Source organism: Bacillus sp. FSL M8-0071 (genome assembly GCF_037975455.1).
Classification (GTDB): Bacteria; Bacillota; Bacilli; order Bacillales; family Bacillaceae; genus Bacillus; species Bacillus subtilis.
The window spans coordinates 2,792,219-2,815,682 of record NZ_CP150256.1; the positions used below are offsets into that span (position 1 = coordinate 2,792,219).

A 23,464-nucleotide genomic window follows, 5' to 3' on the forward strand; every position below is an offset into this window, starting at 1 on the left:
GCTTTAAATGACTTTAGCTTCGCTGCGGAGCAATGAAACAAGCTCTTTTGCCTGTTCAGCAGGCTCACCTTGGAGAAGCTTCCCGGCTTCTTTTTTCGGCGGCAGAAAACGTTCAATGGTTTTCAGCTTTGGTTCGGCATCCTCTTCGTCCAGGTCAAGATCATCAAGTTCAAGCTCTTCAAGCGGCTTTTTCTTAGCCTTCATAATTCCCGGAAGCGATGGATAGCGCGGCTCGTTTAAGCCCTGCTGAGCTGTGACAAGCAATGGGAGCGTCGTTTTGATTTTTTCAACATCCCCTTCGACGTCTCTTTCTGCTTCTGCATCAGTGCCGTTGATTTCGAGTTTGGTGATCGTAGTGATACACGGAATGTCCAGTAGCTCGGCAAGCCGAGGCGCCACTTGTCCTGATCCTCCGTCAATGGCAACATTTCCGCCGAGAATCAAATCAAACTCCTGATCCTTCATATAGTGGTATAAAACTTGAGAAATGGAATATTGGTCGGGTTCATCAAGATCATCTTCTATGTTGATTAAAACAGCTTGGTCACAACCCATGGCAAGCGCCGTACGCAATTCTTTCTCCGCTTCTTCACCGCCGACCGTGACAGCGGTGATCGTGCCGCCATGCTTTTCCTTCAGCTGGATGGCTTCTTCTATCGCGTACTCATCATATGGATTAATGATCCATTCCGCTCCGTCATCCTGAATCTTTCCTGTTTCAATGACGATTTTTTCTTCTGTGTCAAACGTCCGTTTCATCAGTACAAATAGATTCATGATCATATCCCCTTTTATTCGCCTTTGAACTGAGGCTTTCTTTTTTCGAGAAATGCCTGGATGCCTTCCTTGGCGTCCTCTGACTCAAATGCTTCCCCAAATCGCTTTGCTTCAAGCTTTAAGCTGCCTTCATAGGAATACACCTTGTTGGAATAAAGAAGTTCAAGCAAAGATGCCAGCGTTTGCGGGCTTTTCTCTGCAAACTTAGCGGCAAGTGCTTTTGCTTTTTCAATCACTTCTGCCTCATCTTTCGCTCCAATTGAGACAAGTCCGAGATCAAGCGCTTCTTTTCCGGATATCGGTTCTCCTGATCCGATGAGCTCCAGTGCTTTGGCTGTACCGACATATCTCGGAAGGCGCTGTGTCCCCGCAAAACCTGGAATGATACCGAGATTAAGCTCCGGGAGCCCCAGCTTAGCATCTTCTGCCGCGATTCTGATGTGACAGGCCATTGCAAGCTCCAGCCCGCCTCCGAGAGCAGCGCCGTGAATCGCTGCGATAATCGGTTTTGGAAAACTTTCGATTCTCTCCATTAACTGCTGGCCGCGCTCAGCGAGCAATGAGGAATCCTCATTGCCTTTAAGCGATGTAAATTCTTTAATATCAGCGCCGGCTGAGAAAAATCTTCCCTCGCCGTGAATGATAATGCTTCGTACGCCTGCATCTGTCTCACATTGATCAAGACAGGAAGACAGCTCTTCTAATATCCGGCTTGAAAGCGCGTTTGCCGGCGGATTGTGAATCGTCAAGACTGCCACAAATTGATCAACCGCAAGTGAAATTGCATTCATAGGACAGAACTCCTTTACTTATTGTGAATTCCGGATACCAATAATTCTAAAACGCTGTTTGAAAGCGCAACGAGATCGTACTTTTGGTCATTCATCACCCAAGTTGTCACAGTTTCGTCAATCGTTCCAAAAATCATCTGCCGGGCGAGGCGGACATCGAGGCCTTCTTTTATTTCGCCTGATTGTATACCTTCCGTCAAAATGCCATCCAAAATATTTAAGTAGCCTTTTAATATTTCGTTGATTTTTTGGCGCAGCTCCAAGTTGGTTTGGCGGAGCTCAAGCTGCGTGACAATGGCGAGATTATGGTCACCCGCTAAAAGGGAAAAATGCTTTGAAATCACAAGCGCCAATTTCTCTTTCGCTGTTGCTTTTTCTTTAATGTCCTCTTCCATCCGCTCAATAAATTGACCCATTTTTTCTTTGAAAAGAGAAATTAAAATATCTTCTTTGTTTTTAAAATAGAGATAGATGGTGCCGTCCGCTACCCCGGCTTGTTTGGCAATTTTGGATACCTGTGACTGGTGGTAGCCGTTTTCTGCAATGACTTCTACTGCTGCATCAATAATCTGCATATACTTTGGCCGTTTTTGCTTCAATGTTCATCGTTCCTTCCTATAGAAATGAATGACTATTCATTCATAATTTCATGATAAGAAGGATTTTCAGGTTTGTCAAGTTTATTCATAGGCGTTCTCTTTTTTTATTTGATATGATGATTTTCGGTTTCTTCTTCAAGTAAACGCCTTCTTAAAATTTTTCCCACCGCCGTTTTCGGCAGCTCCTTTCTGAACTCATAGGCTTTGGGCACCTTATAGGGAGCTAGACGTGATCTCGCAAAAGCGTCCAGTTCTTCTGTATCGGCTTTTGCGCCTTTCTTTAATACGACAAATGCTTTTACTGTTTCTCCCCTGTAGGAATCGGGAACGCCTGCGACAACAATTTCCTGGATGGCTTCATGTTCATAAAGCGCTTCTTCTACCTCACGCGGGTAAATATTGTAACCTCCGGCAATGATGATATCCTTCTTCCTGTCAGCAATATAGAAAAAGCCTTCTTCATCCATATAGCCCATGTCCCCGGTGAACAGCCAGCCATCTCTCAGCACTGCGGCGGTTTCCTCTGGTTTATTCCAGTATCCTTTCATGACTTGCGGACCTTTTACAATGATTTCTCCATGCTCATACGGAGCGGCAAGCTCACCCGTCTCTTCAGAATAGATCGCAGCGTCCGTACTCGGCCAAGGACAGCCGATACTGCCCGGCTTGTTTTTTCCCCAGATAAAGTTGGCGTGCGTCACTGGGGATGCCTCAGACAAACCATAGCCTTCCACAAGCTTTCCGCCAGTCACCTTTTCAAATTTCTGCTTTACCTCCACGGGGAGCGCGGCTGATCCGCTAAGACAGCTTTTAATGGATGACAGATCATAATGCTGCAATTCGGGGTGATGCAAAAGGCCAATGTAAATTGTCGGTGCGCCAGGAAAGAGCGTCGGTTTGTGTTTGTCGATGATTTTCAGTGTTTCGAGCGGATCAAACTTAGGAAGAAGAATCATTTCGAAGCCTAGTTTAATCGAATAGTTCATGACTGCCGTCAGTCCGTAGACATGAAAAAACGGGACGATGCCCAGCACTTTTTCAGCGCCTTCTTTCACGTCATACATCCAAGCGGCGCACATTTCAGTATTTGCCAAAATATTTTGGTGCGTGAGCATGACCCCTTTTGGAGCTCCGGTTGTTCCTCCGGTATACTGGAGGACAGCGATATCATGCTCAGGATCGATCTTCGGGATTGTCAGGAGTTCAGTTTTTTCCTGCTTCATACTGGAAGCGAACGTGTGAATGTTAGCTGTTTTGTCAAAGTCGATATGCACTTTTTGTTTTTGCGTCAGCGGGTAAAGAATATTCTTCGGAAAAGGCAAATAGTCTTTTACGCTGGTTATCAAAATCTGGTCGACTATTGATAACGTTTTCATTTTTATTGCCTTCGGGAAAAGCAAATCTAAGGTGATGATTACACTTACCTGAGCATCTCTAAGCTGGTATTCAAGCTCATGCTCGGTATAAAGCGGATTCGTCTGCACCACGATGCCACCGGCAAACAAGACGCCATAATAAGAAATCACTGTTTGCGGGCAATTGGGCAGCATAACAGCCACTCTGTCTCCTTTTTGCAGGCCATTGCACTGCAAAAAAGCTGCAAGTTTAAGAGCATCCGTCAGAATGTCATGAAAGGTGAGTTTTTTTCCATAAAACGATATTGCGGTTTTATCAGGGAATCGTGCGGCGGAGTCTGTCAGGATGGATTGCAGGGTTTTATTCGGCAACGGGAGCTCATGCGGGATATCGTTGGGATACTCGGCAAGCCACGGCTTTTGAGACTGCATAAAACCTCCCCCTTTCGATTTTAGAGTTCCACCTTATCATTATAGCAGATGGACGGCAAAAAAAAGAAAAAGAAAGGTAAATCTTTCTTTTTCTCATAATATGAACAGATATATAAGACCAATTAACAAAAAGATTCCCGCCGCGGCGAGCAGTACTTTTGCAAGCTTTTCCATTTATTCTCCGTCCCCTTATATTCCGGCTGCCACCACAAATGAAAGCCCGACAGAAATGACAAATGAAATAAAGCCGACAGCCCGGTTATCATTTTCGATTTCCTGATCAATTTTAAACCGCGGAGTCAAAAACTCAAAAATAAAGTAGCTGATCAGAAGCATAACAAACCCGTAAACGCCCCAGCCGATCATTTGCAGCAGCGAATTATGCTGGGAGATGGAATGCTGAAATACGTTTGCGATCCCCAAAATTTTTCCGCCGGTCGCCATTGCCACCGCAAGATTTCCTTTTTGAATCTCTTCCCAGTTTTTATAAGCCGTCACCAGCTCAAACACAGTCAAAAAGAGGACGAGGCAGAGAACCGCGACACTGTAATATGCCGCGATTTCCACAAGCTCGTTTTCCCAAAAATCACTCATGGCCATACTCCCTTTTATTTTAGTTCAACAACCGTAACGCCTGATCCTCCCTCACCTGCTTCACCGAAACGGGAACTTTTGACGCTGCGGTGGTTTTTCAGAAGATCCTGTACGCCTTTTCTTAAAGCGCCGGTTCCTTTTCCGTGGATGATTGACACTCTTGGATATCCGGCTAACACCGCATCATCCAAGTATTTTTCAACCCGGCTTAGGGCATTTTCATAGCGTTCGCCGCGGAGATCAAGTTCAAGCGATACGTGATAGTCCTTTCCCTTGACCGCTGTAATGATTTTTTCTTTTTTTGGCTCCGGAGCTGATTTGATAAACTCCAGATCTTTTTCTTTTACTTTCATCTTTAAAATACCGATTTGGACATTCCATTCATTGCCGCCTGTTTTTTCGAGCAATGTTCCTTTTTGCCCGAAAGTGAGGACTTTCACCTCGTCGCCAGGCTTAAAGTCGCGTTTTTGCGTTTTCGGCTTTTCCGGTTTCTTGGACTTTTCAAAAGCAGGCATAGCGCCTTCTAACCGTTTCTTCGCGTTAATCAGCTCGTGATCCTTGAAGGATTTGTGTTCTTCTTTTATGGAGCGCAATTCATGAATAATGTCCTCGGCTTCTTTCATTGCCGCTTTTACTTTTTCAGCAGCCTGCTGTTCTGCCTCTTCAAGCATTTTGTCTTTTTTGCTGTTAAGCTCGATGATTTGCTGCTGCAGCTCTTTATGCAGTTTTTCCGCTTCTTTTCTGATTGATTCTGTCTCAGAAAGCTCTTCTTCCGCACGTTTTTTGCTTTGTTCCAGCGACGCAATCATCGTATCGACTTCGTTATGCTCGGCCGTCATTTCTGACTTCGCCTGCCCGATGATATGGTCCGGAAGCCCGAGGCGTTTTGAAATTTCGAAAGCATTGCTTCGACCCGGCACACCAATTAAAAGTTTATAGGTCGGTGACAGCGTTTCGATGTCAAATTCAACGCTGGCATTCATGACGCCTTCTCTGTTATAGCCGTATGCCTTCAATTCCGGATAATGCGTCGTAGCTAACACTCGTGCATTGGTGCGATGCACGTCATCCAAGATGCTCATGGCGAGGGCCGCCCCCTCCTGCGGATCTGTCCCTGCACCAAGTTCATCGAAAAGCACAAGGCTGTTTTCATTGACCTGTTCTAAAATGCCGACAATATTCACCATATGGGATGAGAACGTACTTAAACTTTGCTCAATCGACTGTTCATCACCGATATCAGCGAATACGTGCTCAAATACTGCCGCTTCTGACCCTTCATCTGCCGGGATATGAAGACCTGACTGCGCCATTAAGGTTAGCAGGCCTAACGTTTTAAGGGTGACTGTTTTCCCCCCGGTGTTTGGCCCTGTGATGACAATGGTTGAAAAATCGCGGCCAAGCTCGATGTTATTGGCAACAACCTGATCAGGCGGAAGCAATGGATGGCGGGCTTTTTTCAAACGGATAAAGCCGGTGTCGTTCATAATCGGTTTTGTCGCTTTAACCGCTTTTGCATATCTAGCTTTTGCAAAAATAAAGTCAAGCGTCTGCAGCACTTGCAAATCTAGAAATAGCTCCTCTGTATACTCTGCCGTTTTCTCTGTCAGCACACGCAAAATCCGTTCAATTTCTTGCTTTTCTTTCACTTTCGCCTGCTGAAGGGAATTGTTCATATCTACAATCGCCTGCGGTTCAATGAATAGTGTCGCACCAGAGGATGAGGTGTCGTGCACAATTCCTCCATAGCTGGATCTGTACTCCTGTTTGACCGGGATCACAAAGCGGTCATTCCGAATCGTAACAATCGTATCAGACAGCATTTTCGATGCGGAAGAGGAACGCAGCAACGACTCTAACCGGTCTCTGACTCTTGATTCGAGTGTTCTGAGCTGTGTGCGGATTCCTCTTAATGTTTCCGATGCATGATCAAGCACTTCTCCGTGATCATCGATGCAGGAATTAATGTCCCGCTCTAAATCGGACAGCGTGATAAGCTGTTCAGCATGCTGATGGATCAGCGGAATGTCGACACCGTCTTCAGCCATTTGCGTGATAAAATGTTTCATTTGTTTAACTGCATAAAGCAGGCCTGAGATTTCAGTGAATTCAGAAGGACTGAGAACGCTGCCGATTTCCGCCCGTCTTAACGCTCCTCTGATATCTACAAGGCCGCCAAATGGCGCTTGGCCTCTCAGCCGGATAATGTCAGAAGCTTCGTCTACTTCATCCAGCTGTTTTTTGATTTCGTCTATAGAAGCAGAAGGCTTAAGCTCGAGAAGCATTTCTTTTCCGAGCGATGAAGCGGCATGCCCAATAATCTGTTCTTTCACTTTATGAAATTCAAGAGCTGATAATACTTTTTGCTGCACGATTGTGTGAGCCTCCTTACTTAATCGTTGCGCTTCAGAAATGCCTCTACGTCTTTAAGCGACCGGGCATTCAGAACGTTTTTCGTTTCCGTCCATCCTTTGCGCGCGGCAGTAACGCCAGTTTTCATATCGTCTAACATCTCAATATTATGGGCATCAGTATTAATCACCAATGTAACCCCTTGTTCGTTTGCTTTCATTAAATGCTCTGTGCGCAGATCAAGGCGCGCAGGGTTGGCGTTGAGTTCAAGCGCCGTATTTGTTTTCCTCGCAAGCTCAATCAGCTGATCAATATCGATTTCGTAACCGGCCCGTCTGCCGATAAGGCGCCCGGTCGGGTGTGCGATAATGTCAACATGCTTGTTTGTCAGTGCCGTCTCAAGCCGTTTCATAATCACGTGTTCCGGCTGATTAAAACTGGAATGAATCGATGCAATAACGATATCCATTTCCGCAAGCACATCGTCATCATAATCGAGCGTACCGTCAGGCAGGATATCCATCTCAACGCCTTTCAAAATACGGAAGTTTTCAAACTCTGCATTCAGCGCGTCAATTTCTTTTGCCTGCTGCTTAAGTCTTTCTGCAGTAAGCCCGTTGGCGACCTTTAAATATTGTGAGTGATCGGTGATCGCCATGTATTGATAGCCTTTTTTGATGCAGGCTTCAGCCATCTCTCTGATCGAAAATGCGCCATCGCTCCACGTTGAGTGCATGTGGAGATCACCTTTGATTTGCCCGAGCTCTATCAGTTCAATGCTGTCGCTGTAGGTTTCCACTTCCTGTCCGCTTTCACGAATTTCCGGCGGAATCAGCGGCAGGCCGAAGTGCGCATAAAATTCACGTTCACTCGGAAATGTTTTGATCTCTCCAGTTTCAACTGTCTCAACGCCGTATTCACTGATCCGCTCGCCGCGTTCTTTGGCGATTTGGCGCATCTTAATATTGTGATCCTTTGATCCCGTAAAATGATGGAGGGTTGTCGGAAACTGCTCTTCCGTCACAAGACGGAAATCGACGCTTGTTTCATATTCAAAGGAAAGGATGACGGACACCTTCGTATCTCCGCTTGCGATCACGCTTTTGATGTTTGGCAGCTCAAGAAGCTGCTCTCTTACTTCAGCCGGATGATCTGTAGCAATGATATAATCCAGATCCTTCACCGTTTCCCGCGCTCTGCGGAGACTTCCGGCACGAGAAAATTTGATGATATGCGTAAATTGAGAAAGATGCTCCTCAATTTCCCGCGCGATCCGGAGGGCGTAGCCGATCGGGAACCGTTCAGGCTGTTTTCCGGCTTCCCCGAGCGCCTGTAATATTTTTTCTTCCGATTTTTTGCCGAAGCCCGCAAGACCCTGGACCTTTTGCTGCTCACAGGCTTCCTTCAGAGATTCTGCATCGTGTACGCCGAGCTCTTTATACAGCTTTGCGATTTTTTTGCCGCCGAGCCCCGGCAGCTTCAATAAAGGCACGAGTCCTTCCGGCACTTCTTTCTGAAGCGATTCGAGCGTGCTTGACTTTCCTTCATCTATATACTCTTTAATGACGCTGTACGTTCCTTTTCCAATGCCGGACAGCGACATCATATCGTCCATTTCTGATAAGCTTCGGTCGTCCTGTTCCAGAGCTGCCGCCGCTTTTCGGAAGGCGGATACTTTAAACGGGTTGTCCCCTTTGAGTTCCATATAGACTGCAATGGTTTCAAGCAGCCGGATAATATCTTTTTTATGCATATCATAACCCCCAGACGTTCACATATGTTTCCATCATACTTGAAAAAAACTTCTCCGGACAAGAGAAGTTTTTTTATGCCCCGTACTGTGTCCACAGCTCTTGTAAAAGCCCTGACAAGTACGGTGTATGGTTAATGATCACATTTGCGAGAGACGATTGCCCCATCATTTGCTGCAACGCGTCTACCGGCAGAACGGATGCGACATACAGCAGCACAAATGTAAATAAATAGACTTCTAGAAAACCGAGAACGGCTCCCAGCATCTGGTTGATTTGTTTAATCACCGGAATGCCGGCTACAATACTCAGGAACGAGCCGATGATTCTCAGTAAGATTTTAGCAATGATAAATAAAACGATAAACGCAATCGCATTATAGTACGCTGCTTCCAAATTCCCCGTAAAAAAAGAAAGAGCCGGCTGTCCCGCTGAAAAATCGGGTGCGGGAATCCAATGTAAATGCGGTGCCACGTTTTTATAGAATAAAGCCGCAAAGGCAATTGATAAAATAAAGCTCGTCAAGCGGATAAACTGCAGGATAAAACCGCGTTTTAACCCCAGTAAAGTCCCCATCAGGAGCAAGATTAAGATGATGATATCTAGCATAGTTGTTCAATCCTTTTCTTTAAGCTGACGCTCCAGTTTTTCACATTTCTCTTGTAATTTGACATAATCGTGCACCACATTTACCGCTGTCAGCACTGCAAGTTTATTTATATCAAGGTATGGATTTTTTTCATTGATTTCTCTCATTTTATCATCAACAATTCCGGCGACATACCTCATATGGGCTCTGCTTTCTTCACCGACAATCGTGAAGTGCTGGCCGTAAATGTCAACGGTTGTTTTTGTTTTTTTGCCGTCAGACAACGTTTCTCCTCCATTCCGCGAGAATCCTAGTTCTTATCATAACACGTTTATTAAATGAATGGAAAGACGAGCCTCCCGCTGTTATGATACACTGGTATATACAGCGAAAAGTGTAAAAAAAGGAGATTATTACGTGTCCCATTCAGTGATAAAAGTATCGTTGTCTGCTATTGACCAAATGAAAATGACATACAGCGGTTCGCTTACAGCCTCTGTTCCGCAGGGAGCCGTTTTTCAGGCGAAACCGCCCGGCTGTACCATTACAGCATATCAATCCGGCAAGGTCTTGTTTCAAGGCAAAAACGCAGCGGCAGAATCCGCGCGCTGGGGAACAGCAGAGCCGGAAAAGAAGAAAATGGCCAAAAAGCCGGCTGATCCCCGCTATGCCCCTCCGGCAGATATCGCCGGAATGTCTGTTATCGGTTCTGACGAAGTCGGAACCGGAGATTACTTTGGCCCAATGACGGTTGTATGTGCGTACGTCGACAAAACCATGCTTCCTTTAATGAAGGAACTCGGTGTTAAGGATTCTAAAGATTTAAAAGATCCGCAAATCATCGAGATTGCCCGAAACCTGATCAAAACTATTCCATATAGCCTGCTGGTTTTAAAAAATGAAAAGTATAACAGCATGCAGGAAAAAGGCATGAGCCAAGGGAAAATGAAAGCATTGCTGCACAATCAGGCGATCACCCATTTATTAAGGAAAATGGATGGAATAAAGCCTGAGGCCATTTTGATTGACCAATTCGCTGAGCCAGGCGTCTACTTCAATCATTTAAAGGGCAGAGACATTGTGAAGGAGCGGACCTATTTTAGCACAAAAGCTGAAGGTATTCACTTGGCTGTCGCCGCTGCTTCAATCATTGCAAGATATTCATTTTTAATGGAAATGGATAAACTGTCACGCGAGGCAGGAATGACACTTCCGAAAGGAGCCGGTCCGCACGTCGATGAAGCGGCCGCCAAGCTGATCCTCAAAAAAGGGGCATCTGCACTCAGAACCTTTACAAAACTCCATTTCGCCAATACGCAAAAAGCGCAGCGCCTTGCTGATAAAAAACGCTCATAGAAAAAAGCTTGCAGATTTCTCTGCAAGCTTTTTTATCAGCCTCTTAAAACAGCTTGATATGTGTCTTCTAACGCTTTCAGCACTTTGCTGTGCGCCTTTGTCACTTCTTCTTCAGTCAGTGTTTGTTCAGGGTTGACATACTGGAGTGAGAAAGCGACTGACTTCTTGCCTTCCTCCATATGCTCTCCTTCGTATACGTCAAATACGGTTACCTCTTTCAGAAGCTTGCCCCCGGCCTCTTTAATGACGCTCTCGAGCTGTCCGCTTGTGACGGTTTTATCTGTTACAAGAGCAATATCACGTGTCACAGACGGATATTTCGGAATCGCCGTGTAAACAAGAGGTGCTGTTTCTGCCGCGAGCAACGCATGAAGATCGAGCTCAAATACGTATGTTTCCTTTATATCCAGTTCTTTTTCCAATGAAGGATGGACTTGGCCGATGAAGCCGATCAGAGAACCATTCAATAAAATGTTCGCTGTTCTGCCCGGATGCAGCTGTTTGCGTTCAGACTGTACAAATTCAATGCTGTCTAGGACGTTGAGTTTGTCTAACAGCCCTTCCACAATTCCTTTGACAACAAAGAAATCAACTGGTTTCTTTTCACCCTGCCATAGCTGCTTGCGCCATAATCCGGTAATAGCTCCTGCTACGCGTTCTGTTTCAACAGGTTTTGTGTCCTCTTCCTTCGTCAGGAAAACGGAGCCAACTTCGTACAGTGCAACTGAGTCAGTCTGCCTCGCAAGGTTGTAAGAAACAGAATCAAGCAGATTCGGAACAAGACTGTGTCTGAGAATGCTTCTTTCTTCACTCATTGGAAGCGCAAGCACAGTATTCAGTGATTTTTCAATCGCAAACGCTGCCGCTTTCTTCTCGTTTGTCAGTGAGTAAGTGATGGCTTGTGATAAGCCTGCGCCTTCAAGGAAGCGTCTGACTTTACGGCGTTTTGCCTGATATGCCGTTAATCCGCCTGTAGTCCCCGCTGTCTCAGGAAGCGTAGACGGAATGTTATCGTAGCCGTACAGTCTTGCCGCTTCTTCGATTAAATCCTCTTCTATTGTAATGTCGCCGCGGCGTGATGGGACAGTCACAACGAGAAGTTCACCCGCTTCACCGACCGTAAAACCGAGACGTTTATAAATGCTGATCAGTTCTTCTTTACTGATCGTCAGGCCTAGAACGCTGCTCACTTTGTCAGCAGATACGTGAATGTTATTTGCTTCGATTGTCAGGTGATCTTCCTCAACTGTTCCTGCAAGCACCTCACCGCCGGCATACAGATGGATCAGCTGCGCAGCCCGTTCTGCTGCAAGACGTACGCGCGCCGGATCAATTCCTTTTTCAAATCTTACGCTTGATTCACTTCTCAAACCAAGGTCTTTGGAAGCCTTGCGAACCGTCTGCCCGTTGAAATACGCAGCCTCAAGCAAAATCGTTTTCGTATCTTCCTGAACCTCTGACTCTGCTCCTCCCATGACACCGGCAACGGCCTGCGCTTTCGTTCCGTTTGTAATGACAAGGTGATCGGCAGACAGCTTACGTTCTTGATCATCAAGTGTTACGATCATTTCATTCTCAGCTGCTTTTCTTACTACGACTTCCTTAGAGCCAAATCTGTCATAATCAAACGCATGAAGCGGCTGTCCGTATTCCAACAGGACAAAATTTGTGATGTCAACGACGTTGTTGTGCGGACGAATGCCTGCATTCATCAGCTTTGTCTGCATCCAAAGCGGTGACGGAGCAATCGTGACATTTTTAATGATTTTTGCAGTGTACAGCGGGTTCGCTTCTTGATCTTCAATTTTGACTGAAATGTAATCAGACGCTTGTTCTGAAGCAGCCGGGTAATCCGTTTGCGGAAGCTTTACCTCAGTGTCTAAAATCGCCGCAACCTCGTAAGCAACACCAAGCATGTTCATGGCATCCGCGCGGTTTGGCGTTAAACCCAGCTCAAGAATCGCATCGTCAAGCTGTAAAGCCGCTAAGGCATCGCTTCCTGTTTCAGCGTCATTCGGGAATACGAAAATGCCTTCTGCATACTCCTTCGCCACAAGTTTGCTTTCGATACCAAGCTCCTGTAAGGAACAGATCATGCCGTTTGATTCTTCACCGCGAAGCTTGGCTTTTTTGATTTTGAAATTGCCCGGCAGCACCGCTCCGACTGTTGCAACCGCGACTTTTTGTCCTTTATCCACATTCGGCGCGCCGCAAATGATTTGTACAGGGGCTTCCGCTCCAATATCCACAAGGCACTTATTCAGTTTATCAGCATTCGGATGCTGCTCGCGCTCCAGCACATGGCCGATGACAACGCCCTTGATGCCTTCTCCTTTGTATTCAATTCCTTCAACCTCAATACCGGCTCTTGTAATTTTTTCAGCAAGAACAGCCGGGTCCATGCCTTTTAAATCAACATAATCCTCTAACCATTTATAAGAAACAAACATCCTTGCATCCTCCTCTTACGCCTGTTTAAACTGCGAAATAAATCTGACATCGTTTGTATAGAAGTGGCGAATATCATCAATGCCGTATTTCAGCATCGCGATGCGCTCAACACCCATTCCGAATGCGAAGCCCTGATATTCCTTCGGATCAAAGCCAGCCATTTTAAGCACGTTCGGGTGAACCATTCCGGCGCCTAGGATTTCAATCCAGCCTGTTCCTTTACAGACTGAGCAGCCGTTCCCACCACATTTAAAGCATGTCACATCCACTTCTACTGAAGGCTCAGTAAACGGGAAGAAGCTTGGGCGGAGTCTGATTTCACGGTCTTGCCCGAACATTTTTTTCGCAACGAGTTCAAGCGTTCCTTTTAAATCACTCATGCTGATGTTTTTGTCAACGACAAGCCCTTCAATTTGCATAAATTGGTGAGAGTGCGTCGCATCATCGTTATCACGGCGATATACTTTACCCGGGCAAATGATTTTAACGGGACCTTTGCCTTTATGCTTTTCCATCGTCCGTGTTTGGACAGGAGAAGTTTGCGTTCTCATCAAAGTTTCCTCTGTGATGTAAAAGCTGTCCTGCATATCGCGCGCAGGGTGTTCTTTCGGAAGATTGAGCGATTCGAAGTTGTAGTAATCCGTTTCAACCTCTGGCCCTTCCTCGACTGTGTAGCCCATCCCGATAAATAAATCTTCAATTTCTTCAATGACAACAGTGAGCGGATGACGGCCGCCGACTGCAACAGGGTTCCCCGGCAGCGTGACGTCAATTGTCTGTCCTGCAAGCTTCTGTTTCATTTCCTCTTCTTCAAGCTTCTCGTTTTTGTCAGCAATCGCATTGGCAATACGCTCCCTTACTTCGTTCGCGAGCGCCCCCATTTTTGGACGTTCCTCAGCAGAAAGCTTGCCCATTCCGCGCAGCACTTCTGTAATCGGCCCTTTTTTTCCGAGATATTGCACCCGAATATCATTGACAACCTTCAATGAGCTTGCCGCTTCTACTTGTTCTAAAGCTTCTTGTTCCAGCTGTTTTAGCTTTTCTTCCATTTTGCATCCTCCTTTTATGTAAACAAACCGTCATATGTCTTTGGAAAATAAAAAAAACCCGTCCCTTGTACAAGGGACGAGTTGTGGCCGCGGTACCACCCTTATTTCAGACATACTGATGCTGTCGTCAGCTTCATTGACATAACGGAATCAGATTCCGGTTCACCTTTACGCGCAGTGTACGCGGTCCCGGCGACAACTCAAGAGGTGAAGCCAATTTCCGGCTGCGTTAAAAATGCTCTCAGTCAGCGGCATTTTCTCCCTGGAAAGCAGTTGATCAAAAATTGAGGTCCTCTGTCACGGTTTTTGAAATATTATGTTCTATTATAGAGAAATCCAACGCTTGGCGCAACACTATCCTCGCAAGTGATACACGAGGATGGCAGCCGCAACCGCAACGTTTAGTGATTCAGCCTGTCCGTAAAGCGGCACGTACAGGTTCAAATCCGTTTTTTCCAGCAATGCAGCATCCACCCCTGCACCTTCATTTCCTACAATGAGCGCAAAGGATTCAGACTGAGGAATCTCCTGGTAAGGCGCTCCGTTTTGCAGCGCCGTGCCGTATACTTTTACGCCCTCTGCCTTCAATTCGTCCACATATGAAGGCAGGTTTCTTCTCACAACAGGAATATGGAAGTGAGATCCTTGAGCAGATCGCAGTGTTTTTCCGTTAAAGGCGTCCGCCGTGCCGTCACCGAGTACAACCGCATCCAAACCGGCCGCATCAGCCGTTCGAATCATTGTGCCAAGGTTTCCCGGATCTTGAACAGCGTCAATCAGCAGCACCTTGCGTGCCGTTGCCAGCTTTTCTTCAGGCATATGGCACACAGCGGCAATCTGCTGCGGCGTTTCGGTTTCAGTCACAGCTGAAAACGCATCTTCACTCAGCATATAGCACTGGATACCAGTCTCAAGATCTGAAGGAATCCTCGTTTCATCCTTTACAAGGATTTCTTTCACAATGCCCGGGCTTTTCAACGCCTCTTCAACGAGGTGTTCTCCCTCTATCAGAAATGTATTTGTTTTTGTTCGTTCTTTTTTTGTGTGAAGCTTTTTCCAATCCTTCACTTTTTGGTTTTTTGCCGATTCTATTTGTTTCACTGTCTATGTGGCGCTCCTTTTTTTAACATGATGTTATTATATCGCAAGAACAGCACATAATAAACCAGGTGCAGGGTTAGAATATACGTATTACATTTTAGAAAAAGGAGCGTTTTACATGGATCTTAATTTACGTCATGCCGTCATTGCCAATGTCACCGGCAATAATCAGGAGCAGCTTGAGCATACAATCGTAGATGCGATTCAAAGCGGTGAAGAAAAAATGCTTCCAGGGCTCGGCGTTTTATTCGAAGTCATTTGGCAGCACGCATCCGAAAGTGAGAAAAACGAAATGCTGAAAACGCTTGAAGGCGGATTAAAACCCGCCGAATAAGACATGAAACCGGGTGACAGCGCCCGGTTTTTTTCTTATATAATAAAAACATGATGAGGGGGAACGCCATGTTTTTACAGCCGTTATTAGCGAAAAAAATTATTGCTGAAGTTAAAAAAATGTACGAACGTGAAGTCATTATTGTAAACACGGACGGTCTTATTATGGCAGGCACAAACGATGAGCGTGTCGGACAATTTCATGAGGGAGCGCTTATCTGCGCAAAAGAAAGACGCAGCGTGATTATTACAAAAGAAGATGAAACAAGGTTAAAAGGAGTGAAAGCAGGCATAAACCTCCCTGTATTTTTTGACCATGATGTGATTGCCGTCTTCGGGCTGACAGGTGAGCCTGCAGAGATTCAGCCATTCGGAGAACTGCTTCGAAAAATGACAGAACTGTTCATTAAGGAATCGCGGCACTTAGAGCAATCCCAGTGGCGTGAGAGAATGCTGGAGTCCTTTATGATCGATTGGCTGCAACTAAAGGAGTGGTCTCCCAGTTTTCTTGAGAAAGCTCAGCTTCTTGGTGTTGACCTTTCTTCCCGGCGCCAAATGATTCTTATTCAGGGGTATGAGTGGTCACGTCATGATATTGAACAAATGGCACGCAGCTGGAAATCATCGTACCCTGCGGATTTGTTCATCAGGTGGGGAAATGAACGGATTTTGATTAATCATGAAGTGCCGCAGCATGAACAAAGGGATCAGCTTTTACGGAAGATCCTTCACATTTGTTCGTTTGCCAATACCGCAAGCAGCCAATATACAGCAGCTGGCGCCGGAAGGGCTGTCGCAAGCTCCAGCCTGACAGATTCATACGAGCAAGCGGAAAAAGCGCTGGCTGTCAGCCTTAAGCGAAAAACGCCCATATTTGAAGAGGATCTGAAGCTTGATATGTGTCTGACGGAGATCAGCCCGGGAACCCGAAACGAATTTCCGCAAAGAGTATTAGGAGAGGCGCTAGAGCATCAGGAACTTATGAATACGATACGGACTTTCTTTCATCACGATTTGTCTTTGAAACAAACCGCAGAAGATATGCATATTCATATCAATACATTGCGTTATCGTCTGGCTAAGGCTGAACAGCTGACGGGTTTACGTTTTGACCGTACCGAGGACGTCGTCACGATGTACGTCGCACTCTATTTTTTAGATCAAGATACAAAATAGAGAGAGTTTCAGTTTCATTTTTTGTATGTTTCTCCATGGAAGGCTTTGCTTTTTTTCTTTTACAATAGATTGGAAGCGTTTTTTGACAGGGGGATGGGTGAAATGATCACCAAGGATGTAAAGGAGCAGCTGATTGGGGTCTCCGGACCAGAAAACTTTGATGACTCGAATGCCGGCCGTCTCGTCTATTCATATGATGCGACGCCTCAGTATCAGTCTATGCCTGATGCCGTGATTGCTCCGAGGAATACTGATGAAGTATCACGCATTTTAACAATTTGCAGCGAACATCGAGTGCCGATCGTTCCAAGAGGATCAGGGACAAACCTGTGCGGCGGCACGTGCCCGACTGAAGGCGGACTTGTGCTTCTCTTTAAGCACATGAACCAGATTCTTGAAATTGATGAAGAAAATTTAACTGCCACAGTTCAGCCGGGCGTCATTACGCTGGATATGATCCGCGCGATTGAAAGCAAAGGTTTGTTTTATCCGCCTGACCCGAGTTCTATGAAAATATCAACCATGGGCGGAAACATCAATGAAAATTCCGGCGGGCTCCGCGGATTAAAATACGGCGTCACCCGCGACTATGTTATTGGACTGGAGGTTGTGCTCGCAAATGGTGACATCATCCGCACCGGCGGAAAACTCGCAAAGGATGTGGCCGGATACGATCTCACACGTCTTTTTGTCGGCTCAGAAGGAACACTCGGCATTGTGACAGAGGCAATCGTCAAGCTCGTTCCAAAGCCGGAAACAAAGAAGACGCTGCTTGCCCTTTATGAAAACATCGATGCCGCTGCTCAAACGGTATCGGACATTATTGCCGCAAAAATTATACCCGCTACGCTTGAATTTCTCGATCAGCCTACACTATTGGTGATTGAGGATTATGCCAAAATCGGACTTCCGACAAGCGCAAAAGCAGTTCTGTTAATTGAACAAGACGGGCCATTTGAAACTGTTGAACGGGATATGGAAAAGATTGAGGCGATCTGCAAAAAAGGCGACGCCGTTTCCGTTCAGACCGCACAAACAGAGGAGGAAGCGTTTGCCCTGACTGAAGCCCGGCGTTCTGCACTTTCTGCCCTAGCCCGCCTCAAACCGACGACGATTTTAGAGGATGCGACCGTTCCTCGCTCAGAAATCGCCAATATGGTTAAAGCGATTAATGATATTGCTGCTAAATATGATATTTCCATCTGCACCTTTGGTCATGCGGGAGACGGGAACCTTCACCCGACATGCACGACAGACATAAGAAATAAGGATGAAATGGAACGTGTCGAACAGGCTTTTGCCGAGATTTTTGAGAAAGCGATTGAACTTGGCGGGACGATAACCGGAGAGCACGGAGTCGGGGAAATGAAAGCGCCTTACTTGGAAATGAAGCTGAAAAAAGAAGGCATTGATGCGATGAAAGCGTTGAAAGCGGCATTTGACCCCCGGAACATATTAAATCCCGGCAAAATGTTTGCGAAAGATGCCAGAAAACGTGTGGTGGCGGAAAGATGACAACAGAAAAAGAAATGAAACAGATCCAAAATGAATTTAAAGAGCGTATGGATGAAGGCGAGTTATTAAATTGTATGCGCTGCGGCTTCTGTCTTCCTTCCTGTCCGACCTATATCGAATCGGGATTTCAGGAAACACACTCTCCGCGTGGGCGCATCGCCTTAATGAAAGCCGTAGCCGACGGTATGATTGAACCGGATGAAGATGTCGAACGGTCGCTGTCACTTTGCCTCGGCTGCCGCGCCTGTGAACCTGTATGCCCGTCAGGCGTGAAATACGGACAGCTGCTTGAGGAAGCCAGAGATATTATCCACCAAAACAAAAAACACTCGCTCGGCACACGTGTCATTCGAAAGACGGCTTTTCACGAGCTGTTTCCGCATCAAAACCGCATGCGCTCAGCTGTAAGCCTTATCGGTTTGTATCAGCGTTCAGGACTGCAAACCGCTGTGCGTAAAACCGGTATGCTTCGGGTCCTGCCTGAGCATTTGCGGACGATGGAAGCTGTTCTTCCTGATGTTCCAAAAAGCAAAGACATGAAACATCGGCCGCGTTTCCTGCCTTCCATTGGCCCCATGAAAAAACGGGTCGCCTTTTTTTCGGGCTGCTTAATGGATACAATGTTTTTACCGACCAATAACGCCACATTGAAGCTTTTACAGCTGGCAGGCTGCGACATTGTCATTCCGCCTGAACAGGCTTGCTGCGGGGCGCTTCATGGACACAGCGGTGAAAAAAACACAGGGAAAGAGCTCGCGAAACAAAATATCGCTGCTTTCGAAGCATTAGACGTGGATGCAGTCATTACAAACGCAGGAGGATGCGGAGCCTTTCTCACTGAATATGATCATTTGCTGAAGGATGACCCTGAGTGGTCGGAACGGGCTGCCGCTTTTGTTCAAAAGCTGAAGGATTTTTCTTCTGTTTTGGTTGAACTCGATTTCCATCAAATGGATCTAGCACTCGAGACGCCTCAGGTCGTTACCTACCAAGATTCATGTCATCTAAGAAATGTGATGCATACGTCACTCGAGCCCCGCCAGCTTCTTAAAAGCATCAAAGGGGCGGAATTCAAAGAAATGGAGAAAGCAGACAGCTGCTGCGGGTCAGCGGGAATTTACAACATCGTCGAAGCTGAAATGTCTATGAGAATACTGGACAGTAAAATGGCTGCCGTCAAAGCAACCGAAGCAATCCTCATTGTAACAGCAAATCCCGGCTGCCTGCTGCAAATGAAGCTCGGCATTGAACGCGAAGGACTAAGCGGTAAAGTCAGAGCCGTTCACCTGGCTGATTTGCTATTGGAAGCAGCCGGGCACAAAACATCATGAGAAAGCCCAAAACAGATATTGTTTTGGGCTTTTGTGCGTTATTCCATCGGACTGCAAATTTCGATATAATGTCCATCCGGATCAGCGATATAGGCGACCGTCTGCCCCCATGGTTTCACTTTCGGCTCCCCGATAATCGATACGCCTTGTTCTCTCATCCTTTTGATGACCGCTTCTACATTTTCAGTAACAAACCCGATTTCAAATGTGTTTGAAGCAGATGTATCCGGAATGTCCAGCGCCGTGATGTCTCTGGCGCTTTCCCGGGTATTAAGCGCCAATATCGTAGACCCTGTATCAAATTCGACATACGTGCCGTGTTTAGCACGAATCGGCAGTCCTAAAATATCCCGGTAAAAATGAATAGCCCGCTTGCTGTCCGATACGTATAGAATAAGATATTTCATTGATAGATTCATTGCCAACCCCTCTCAGCATTTTCAATAGTCCTTCTAGCCCGGTATAGACGCTTCCATCCTTAAGCTCGGATCTTTCCACATCTGCGCCCATTTTTTCACAGCCGCCACGATAATGATGAAGCCTAACACCAGCATGATGATAGATAATACGCCATTCAATACACTATATCCTGCTGCTTCAGGATTGAGATACACATTGCGCACCATCCAATAGCCCGCATAATTGACAGTGACATATAAATAGGCAAGCGGGATAAGACAGGTCAGAATGTACCGGCGTTTATCGGCGATTTTCAGCACGATCGTCGCTCCGATAATCAGCCCCACTGAAGCCATCAGCTGATTAGAAACGCCGAAGAGCGCCCAAATGGAACCGATATCTCCTGAATACAGCAAGTACCCCCACATCAAACAGGCAAGCGCGCTGGCAAATACAGAGCCCGGAATCCAGTCTGTTTTCTTCAGCGGCTTATACACCTCCCCGAAGAAGTCCTGGATCAAATAACGGGCGACACGTGTGCCGGCGTCAATCGCTGTTAAAATAAAGACCGCTTCAAACATAATGACAAATTGGAAAAAGTATGAGGCCAAATGGCTGAAAAACGGCATTCCGGTAAAAATATAAGTCATCCCTACCGCAAGCGTGACGGCTCCCCCTGTTCTTCCTTCTAAGTCCAAACCGATTTCCCTGCTCAATTCAGGCAAATGTACGACATTCATGCCAAGCGTACGGAAAACCTCAGGCGTGCTGTTAATCGCAAAGTAATCAGCAGGCTGTAAAGCGGTCGCTGCAATCAGCGCCATGATGCCGACAAGACACTCAACAAGCATTGCGCCAAACGCAACCGGCTTCATATCACTCCATTTATTCAGCATTTTCGGTGTCGTTCCTGAACCGACAAAGGCATGGAACCCAGAGATCGCCCCGCAGGCGATGGTTATTGAGATGAACGGCCAGACAGGTCCTGCCAGCACCGGCCCGCCGCCTTTTACGAATTCTGTAAACGCAGGGAACGGAATGGACGGATTGACGACAAACACACCAACAATCAAAGCGATAAAAACACCGATTTTCATAAAGCTGCTTAAATAATCACGTGGAGCAAGAAGCAGCCAAACGGGAAGCGCAGCCGCAAAAAACGCGTAAACAGGAAGCGCGATTGCAAGCGTTTTCGTATCTAGCGTTAAAAAGTCACCGAGCGCGGTAGTCTGTACCCATGGACCAATAAAGACTCCTGCCATTAAAAAGAGAAAGCCGACCGTTGAAGCGAGCTTTAAATTTCCCGTTTTCTTATAAAATAAGCCCACACCCATCGCAATCGGAATCGTAATCCCTACCGCAAATGTTCCCCATGGATTACGTTCAAGCGCATGCAAGACAACCATCGACAGGCCCGCCATTGTGATCGTGATGATAAACAGCATGGACAGTCCTGTACAAAATCCTGCAACAGGGCCAAGCTCATCCTTCGCCACTTCCGACAGCGATTTTCCGTTTTTGCGCATCGATGCAAACAACACCACAATATCATGGACGGCTCCCCCAATTACCGCCCCGATTAACAGCCACAATAATCCCGGCAAATAGCCAAACTGCGCCGCCAGAATTGGTCCGACCAGCGGCCCGGCCGCTGCGATCGCGGCAAAGTGGTGGCCGAACGAAACCCATTTATTTGTAGGCACATAGTCTTTCCCATCCTCAAGCGCATGAGCAGGTGTTGGCTTGTCATCATTCACTTTGAGCACCTTCACCATCATAAATGTTCCGTATAAACGATAGGCAATAGCCAAAATACACATTGATGCTATCACAATTGTAACCGCATTCATTTTCTCCCATCCCCTTTGCTGTTTTTCATAAATATATCATAATTTTATGGTGAAAAGCGGTCATTTTTTCCTATACAAAAAGCCGGCTTGAACGGGCCGGCTCGTGGCAGTTGAAAGACAAGCCGGAGATTTCTCTCCGGCTTTGCTTATTCTTATGACTGTTTTTTCAGGCGGATCACATTCCAGGAAAGCGGCGTGAAATGAGCAGTTAAGCCGTTTTCGCTGACAGACGATGATCCGTTGGAATGCGGAACGACATTTTTTCTGTTATACTGGTTTGTTGCTTTGATATCCTGATGCTCAAGTACGATGTGCTCTGCGATTTGGTAGGATTCAAAGCCTCTGAGCGAAATCTCCGTCTCCATCTGATCCTCAGCCTTGTTTACCGCAAAAATAGTGAGTGTTTCTTCCTCTTCAGAGTACACAACAGCAGCATCAACATATGGCACATCAGTGAAATCAGAACAATCGTACTTAGGAGAAGAAATAAGCGGTTTCAGTGACTCGCCCCTTCCGTAAACAGAAGCATGCATGTATGGATAGAAAATCGGCTGTCTCCATGCTTCTCCGCCTTTTTCCGTCATGATCGGCGCGATGACATTGACAAGCTGTGCAAGACACGCAATTTTCACACGGTCTGCGTGCTGCAGCATCGTAATGAGCAGAGAGCCGACTAATAAGGCATCTTCAAAATTGTAAATATCCTCTAAAATCGGACGCGCAGTGATCCACGGCTCGACTTTTTTATCAGCCTCATTTGAGTGGTACCAGACGTTCCATTCATCCAGAGAAAGATTGATTGTTTTCTTGCTGCGTGTTTTTGCTTTTACATAGTCACAGGTCGCAGCGACTGATTTGATAAAATGATCCAAATCCATAGAACGTGCCAAGTAGTTTGGCAGATTGTTATCCCGGTTTCCGTAGTAAGTGTGAAGAGAGATATAGTCGACATGCTCATACGTATGCTCAAGCACCTTCGCTTCCCAATCGATAAAGGTCGGCATACCGCTGTTTGAGCTGCCGCAGGCAACGAGTTCAATTGATGGGTCAACCCACTTCATGACCTTTGCTGTCTCTGCGGCAAGCCGTCCGTATTCATCAGCTGTTTTGTGGCCGATCTGCCATGGTCCATCCATTTCGTTTCCTAAGCACCATGTTTTGATGCCATACGGCTGTTCATAGCCATGCGATCTTCTTAAATCACTCCAGTAAGAGCCTTTCGGATGGTTGCAATATTCAACGAGATTACGGGCGGCATCTATGCCTCTTGTGCCAAGGTTGACGGCCATATTGACCTCAGTGTTCACCTTTTTTGCCCAAGATAAAAATTCATTTGTTCCCACTTCATTGGTTTCTGTCGTTTGCCATGCCAAGTCAAGCCGTCTCGGGCGGTTTTCGACTGGTCCGACACCGTCCTCCCAGTTGTATCCGGATAAAAAGTTTCCGCCCGGATAGCGGATGATGGGAACCTGTAATTCTTTGATCAGCGACTGGACATCTTTTCTAAATCCATCTTCATCCGCTTCAGGGTGATCAGGCTCGTATATGCCTTCATATACCGCACGACCCATATGTTCGATAAACGAGCCATAAATCCGTTTATCTACTTCACCGATTTTATATTCTTTGTCTACAATCATTCGCGCTTTTTTCATCACACGTT

22 protein-coding genes are annotated in these 23,464 nt (G+C 46.4%); 6 read left to right on the forward strand and 16 right to left on the reverse strand.

Annotated elements, in window-relative coordinates:
- Positions 1–3: 3 nt before the first annotated feature.
- The 9 genes from etfB to zapA form a co-directional block, all read right to left on the reverse strand.
- Complete coding sequence (gene etfB / locus MKX71_RS14540) at positions 4–777, reverse strand: electron transfer flavoprotein subunit beta (RefSeq protein WP_004398765.1); 774 nt, start codon at positions 775–777, stop codon at positions 4–6.
- A gap of 14 nt (positions 778–791) precedes the next feature.
- Positions 792–1,568 (reverse strand): enoyl-CoA hydratase, encoded by a 777-nt coding sequence (locus MKX71_RS14545; protein ID WP_003229549.1) that lies wholly within the window; start codon positions 1,566–1,568, stop codon positions 792–794.
- Between the two features lie 14 nt (positions 1,569–1,582).
- Positions 1,583–2,167, reverse strand: coding sequence for a fatty acid metabolism transcriptional regulator FadR (gene fadR / locus MKX71_RS14550; RefSeq protein ID WP_015251515.1), 585 nt, complete (start codon positions 2,165–2,167; stop codon positions 1,583–1,585).
- A 104-nt stretch (positions 2,168–2,271) separates the two neighbouring features.
- Positions 2,272–3,954: a long-chain-fatty-acid--CoA ligase LcfA gene (gene lcfA / locus MKX71_RS14555; protein WP_015251514.1), complete on the reverse strand. Its 1,683-nt coding sequence runs from the start codon at positions 3,952–3,954 to the stop codon at positions 2,272–2,274.
- A gap of 189 nt (positions 3,955–4,143) precedes the next feature.
- A complete protein-coding gene (locus MKX71_RS14560; protein WP_003237674.1) occupies positions 4,144–4,548 on the reverse strand; it encodes a DUF350 domain-containing protein in 405 nt (134 codons plus the stop codon).
- Positions 4,549–4,562: 14 nt separating this feature from the next.
- On the reverse strand, positions 4,563–6,920 hold the full coding sequence (locus tag MKX71_RS14565; protein WP_339231257.1) for an endonuclease MutS2: 2,358 nt from the start codon (positions 6,918–6,920) through the stop codon (positions 4,563–4,565).
- Between the two features lie 20 nt (positions 6,921–6,940).
- On the reverse strand, positions 6,941–8,653 hold the full coding sequence (gene polX, locus MKX71_RS14570; protein WP_003229538.1) for a DNA polymerase/3'-5' exonuclease PolX: 1,713 nt from the start codon (positions 8,651–8,653) through the stop codon (positions 6,941–6,943).
- 73 nt (positions 8,654–8,726) lie between these two features.
- The gene (locus MKX71_RS14575; RefSeq protein ID WP_003229537.1) at positions 8,727–9,260 is read right to left on the reverse strand and encodes a CvpA family protein; all 534 of its coding nucleotides are present in this window, start codon (positions 9,258–9,260) and stop codon (positions 8,727–8,729) included.
- A gap of 6 nt (positions 9,261–9,266) precedes the next feature.
- Positions 9,267–9,524 (reverse strand): cell division protein ZapA, encoded by a 258-nt coding sequence (gene zapA, locus MKX71_RS14580; protein WP_003229534.1) that lies wholly within the window; start codon positions 9,522–9,524, stop codon positions 9,267–9,269.
- 133 nt (positions 9,525–9,657) lie between these two features.
- On the opposite strand from zapA, the gene rnhC reads away from it, so the two are divergent.
- Positions 9,658–10,596 (forward strand): ribonuclease HIII, encoded by a 939-nt coding sequence (rnhC, locus tag MKX71_RS14585; RefSeq protein ID WP_015251512.1) that lies wholly within the window; start codon positions 9,658–9,660, stop codon positions 10,594–10,596.
- Positions 10,597–10,631: 35 nt separating this feature from the next.
- Here rnhC and pheT read toward each other — a convergent pair whose 3' ends face one another.
- Together pheT and pheS are read right to left on the reverse strand one after the other, a co-directional pair.
- Positions 10,632–13,046, reverse strand: a complete 2,415-nt coding sequence (gene pheT / locus MKX71_RS14590) for a phenylalanine--tRNA ligase subunit beta (RefSeq protein ID WP_339231258.1) — start codon at positions 13,044–13,046, stop codon at positions 10,632–10,634.
- A gap of 15 nt (positions 13,047–13,061) precedes the next feature.
- Positions 13,062–14,096, reverse strand: a complete 1,035-nt coding sequence (gene pheS, locus MKX71_RS14595) for a phenylalanine--tRNA ligase subunit alpha (protein WP_003229529.1) — start codon at positions 14,094–14,096, stop codon at positions 13,062–13,064.
- 81 nt (positions 14,097–14,177) lie between these two features.
- Between pheS and MKX71_RS14600 the strand changes: the two genes are divergently transcribed.
- Complete coding sequence (locus MKX71_RS14600; protein WP_339231259.1) at positions 14,178–14,384, forward strand: hypothetical protein; 207 nt, start codon at positions 14,178–14,180, stop codon at positions 14,382–14,384.
- A 66-nt stretch (positions 14,385–14,450) separates the two neighbouring features.
- On the opposite strand, the gene MKX71_RS14605 is transcribed toward MKX71_RS14600, so the two are convergent.
- The gene (locus MKX71_RS14605) at positions 14,451–15,197 is read right to left on the reverse strand and encodes an RNA methyltransferase (protein ID WP_003246182.1); all 747 of its coding nucleotides are present in this window, start codon (positions 15,195–15,197) and stop codon (positions 14,451–14,453) included.
- A 118-nt stretch (positions 15,198–15,315) separates the two neighbouring features.
- On the opposite strand from MKX71_RS14605, the gene sspI reads away from it, so the two are divergent.
- The 4 genes from sspI (at position 15,316) to MKX71_RS14625 (ending at position 19,552) form a co-directional block, all read left to right on the forward strand.
- Positions 15,316–15,531, forward strand: a complete 216-nt coding sequence (sspI, locus tag MKX71_RS14610) for a small acid-soluble spore protein SspI (protein WP_003229525.1) — start codon at positions 15,316–15,318, stop codon at positions 15,529–15,531.
- 68 nt (positions 15,532–15,599) lie between these two features.
- Positions 15,600–16,706, forward strand: a complete 1,107-nt coding sequence (locus MKX71_RS14615; RefSeq protein ID WP_339231260.1) for a CdaR family transcriptional regulator — start codon at positions 15,600–15,602, stop codon at positions 16,704–16,706.
- 102 nt (positions 16,707–16,808) lie between these two features.
- Positions 16,809–18,221 carry a glycolate oxidase subunit GlcD gene (glcD, locus tag MKX71_RS14620; protein WP_339231261.1) on the forward strand — a complete coding sequence of 471 codons (1,413 nt, stop codon included), beginning with the start codon at positions 16,809–16,811 and terminating at the stop codon, positions 18,219–18,221.
- Positions 18,218–19,552 (forward strand): (Fe-S)-binding protein, encoded by a 1,335-nt coding sequence (locus MKX71_RS14625; RefSeq protein WP_224912968.1) that lies wholly within the window; start codon positions 18,218–18,220, stop codon positions 19,550–19,552. Before glcD ends, MKX71_RS14625 begins: the two co-directional genes overlap by 4 nt.
- Positions 19,553–19,590: 38 nt before the next feature.
- Here the strand turns inward: MKX71_RS14625 and MKX71_RS14630 are convergent, their stop codons facing one another.
- The 4 genes from MKX71_RS14630 to abfA form a co-directional block, all read right to left on the reverse strand.
- Positions 19,591–19,959 (reverse strand): VOC family protein, encoded by a 369-nt coding sequence (locus MKX71_RS14630; RefSeq protein ID WP_339232047.1) that lies wholly within the window; start codon positions 19,957–19,959, stop codon positions 19,591–19,593.
- A complete protein-coding gene (locus MKX71_RS14635; protein WP_100506469.1) occupies positions 19,874–20,062 on the reverse strand; it encodes a hypothetical protein in 189 nt (62 codons plus the stop codon). The genes MKX71_RS14630 and MKX71_RS14635 overlap by 86 nt, the downstream gene beginning before the upstream one ends.
- The gene (gene cstA, locus MKX71_RS14640) at positions 20,005–21,801 is read right to left on the reverse strand and encodes a carbon starvation protein CstA (protein ID WP_014477607.1); all 1,797 of its coding nucleotides are present in this window, start codon (positions 21,799–21,801) and stop codon (positions 20,005–20,007) included. The genes MKX71_RS14635 and cstA overlap by 58 nt, the downstream gene beginning before the upstream one ends.
- Positions 21,802–21,953: 152 nt before the next feature.
- Positions 21,954–23,456 (reverse strand): alpha-L-arabinofuranosidase AbfA, encoded by a 1,503-nt coding sequence (gene abfA, locus MKX71_RS14645; RefSeq protein ID WP_069322806.1) that lies wholly within the window; start codon positions 23,454–23,456, stop codon positions 21,954–21,956.
- Between the last annotated feature and the right edge of the window lie 8 nt (positions 23,457–23,464).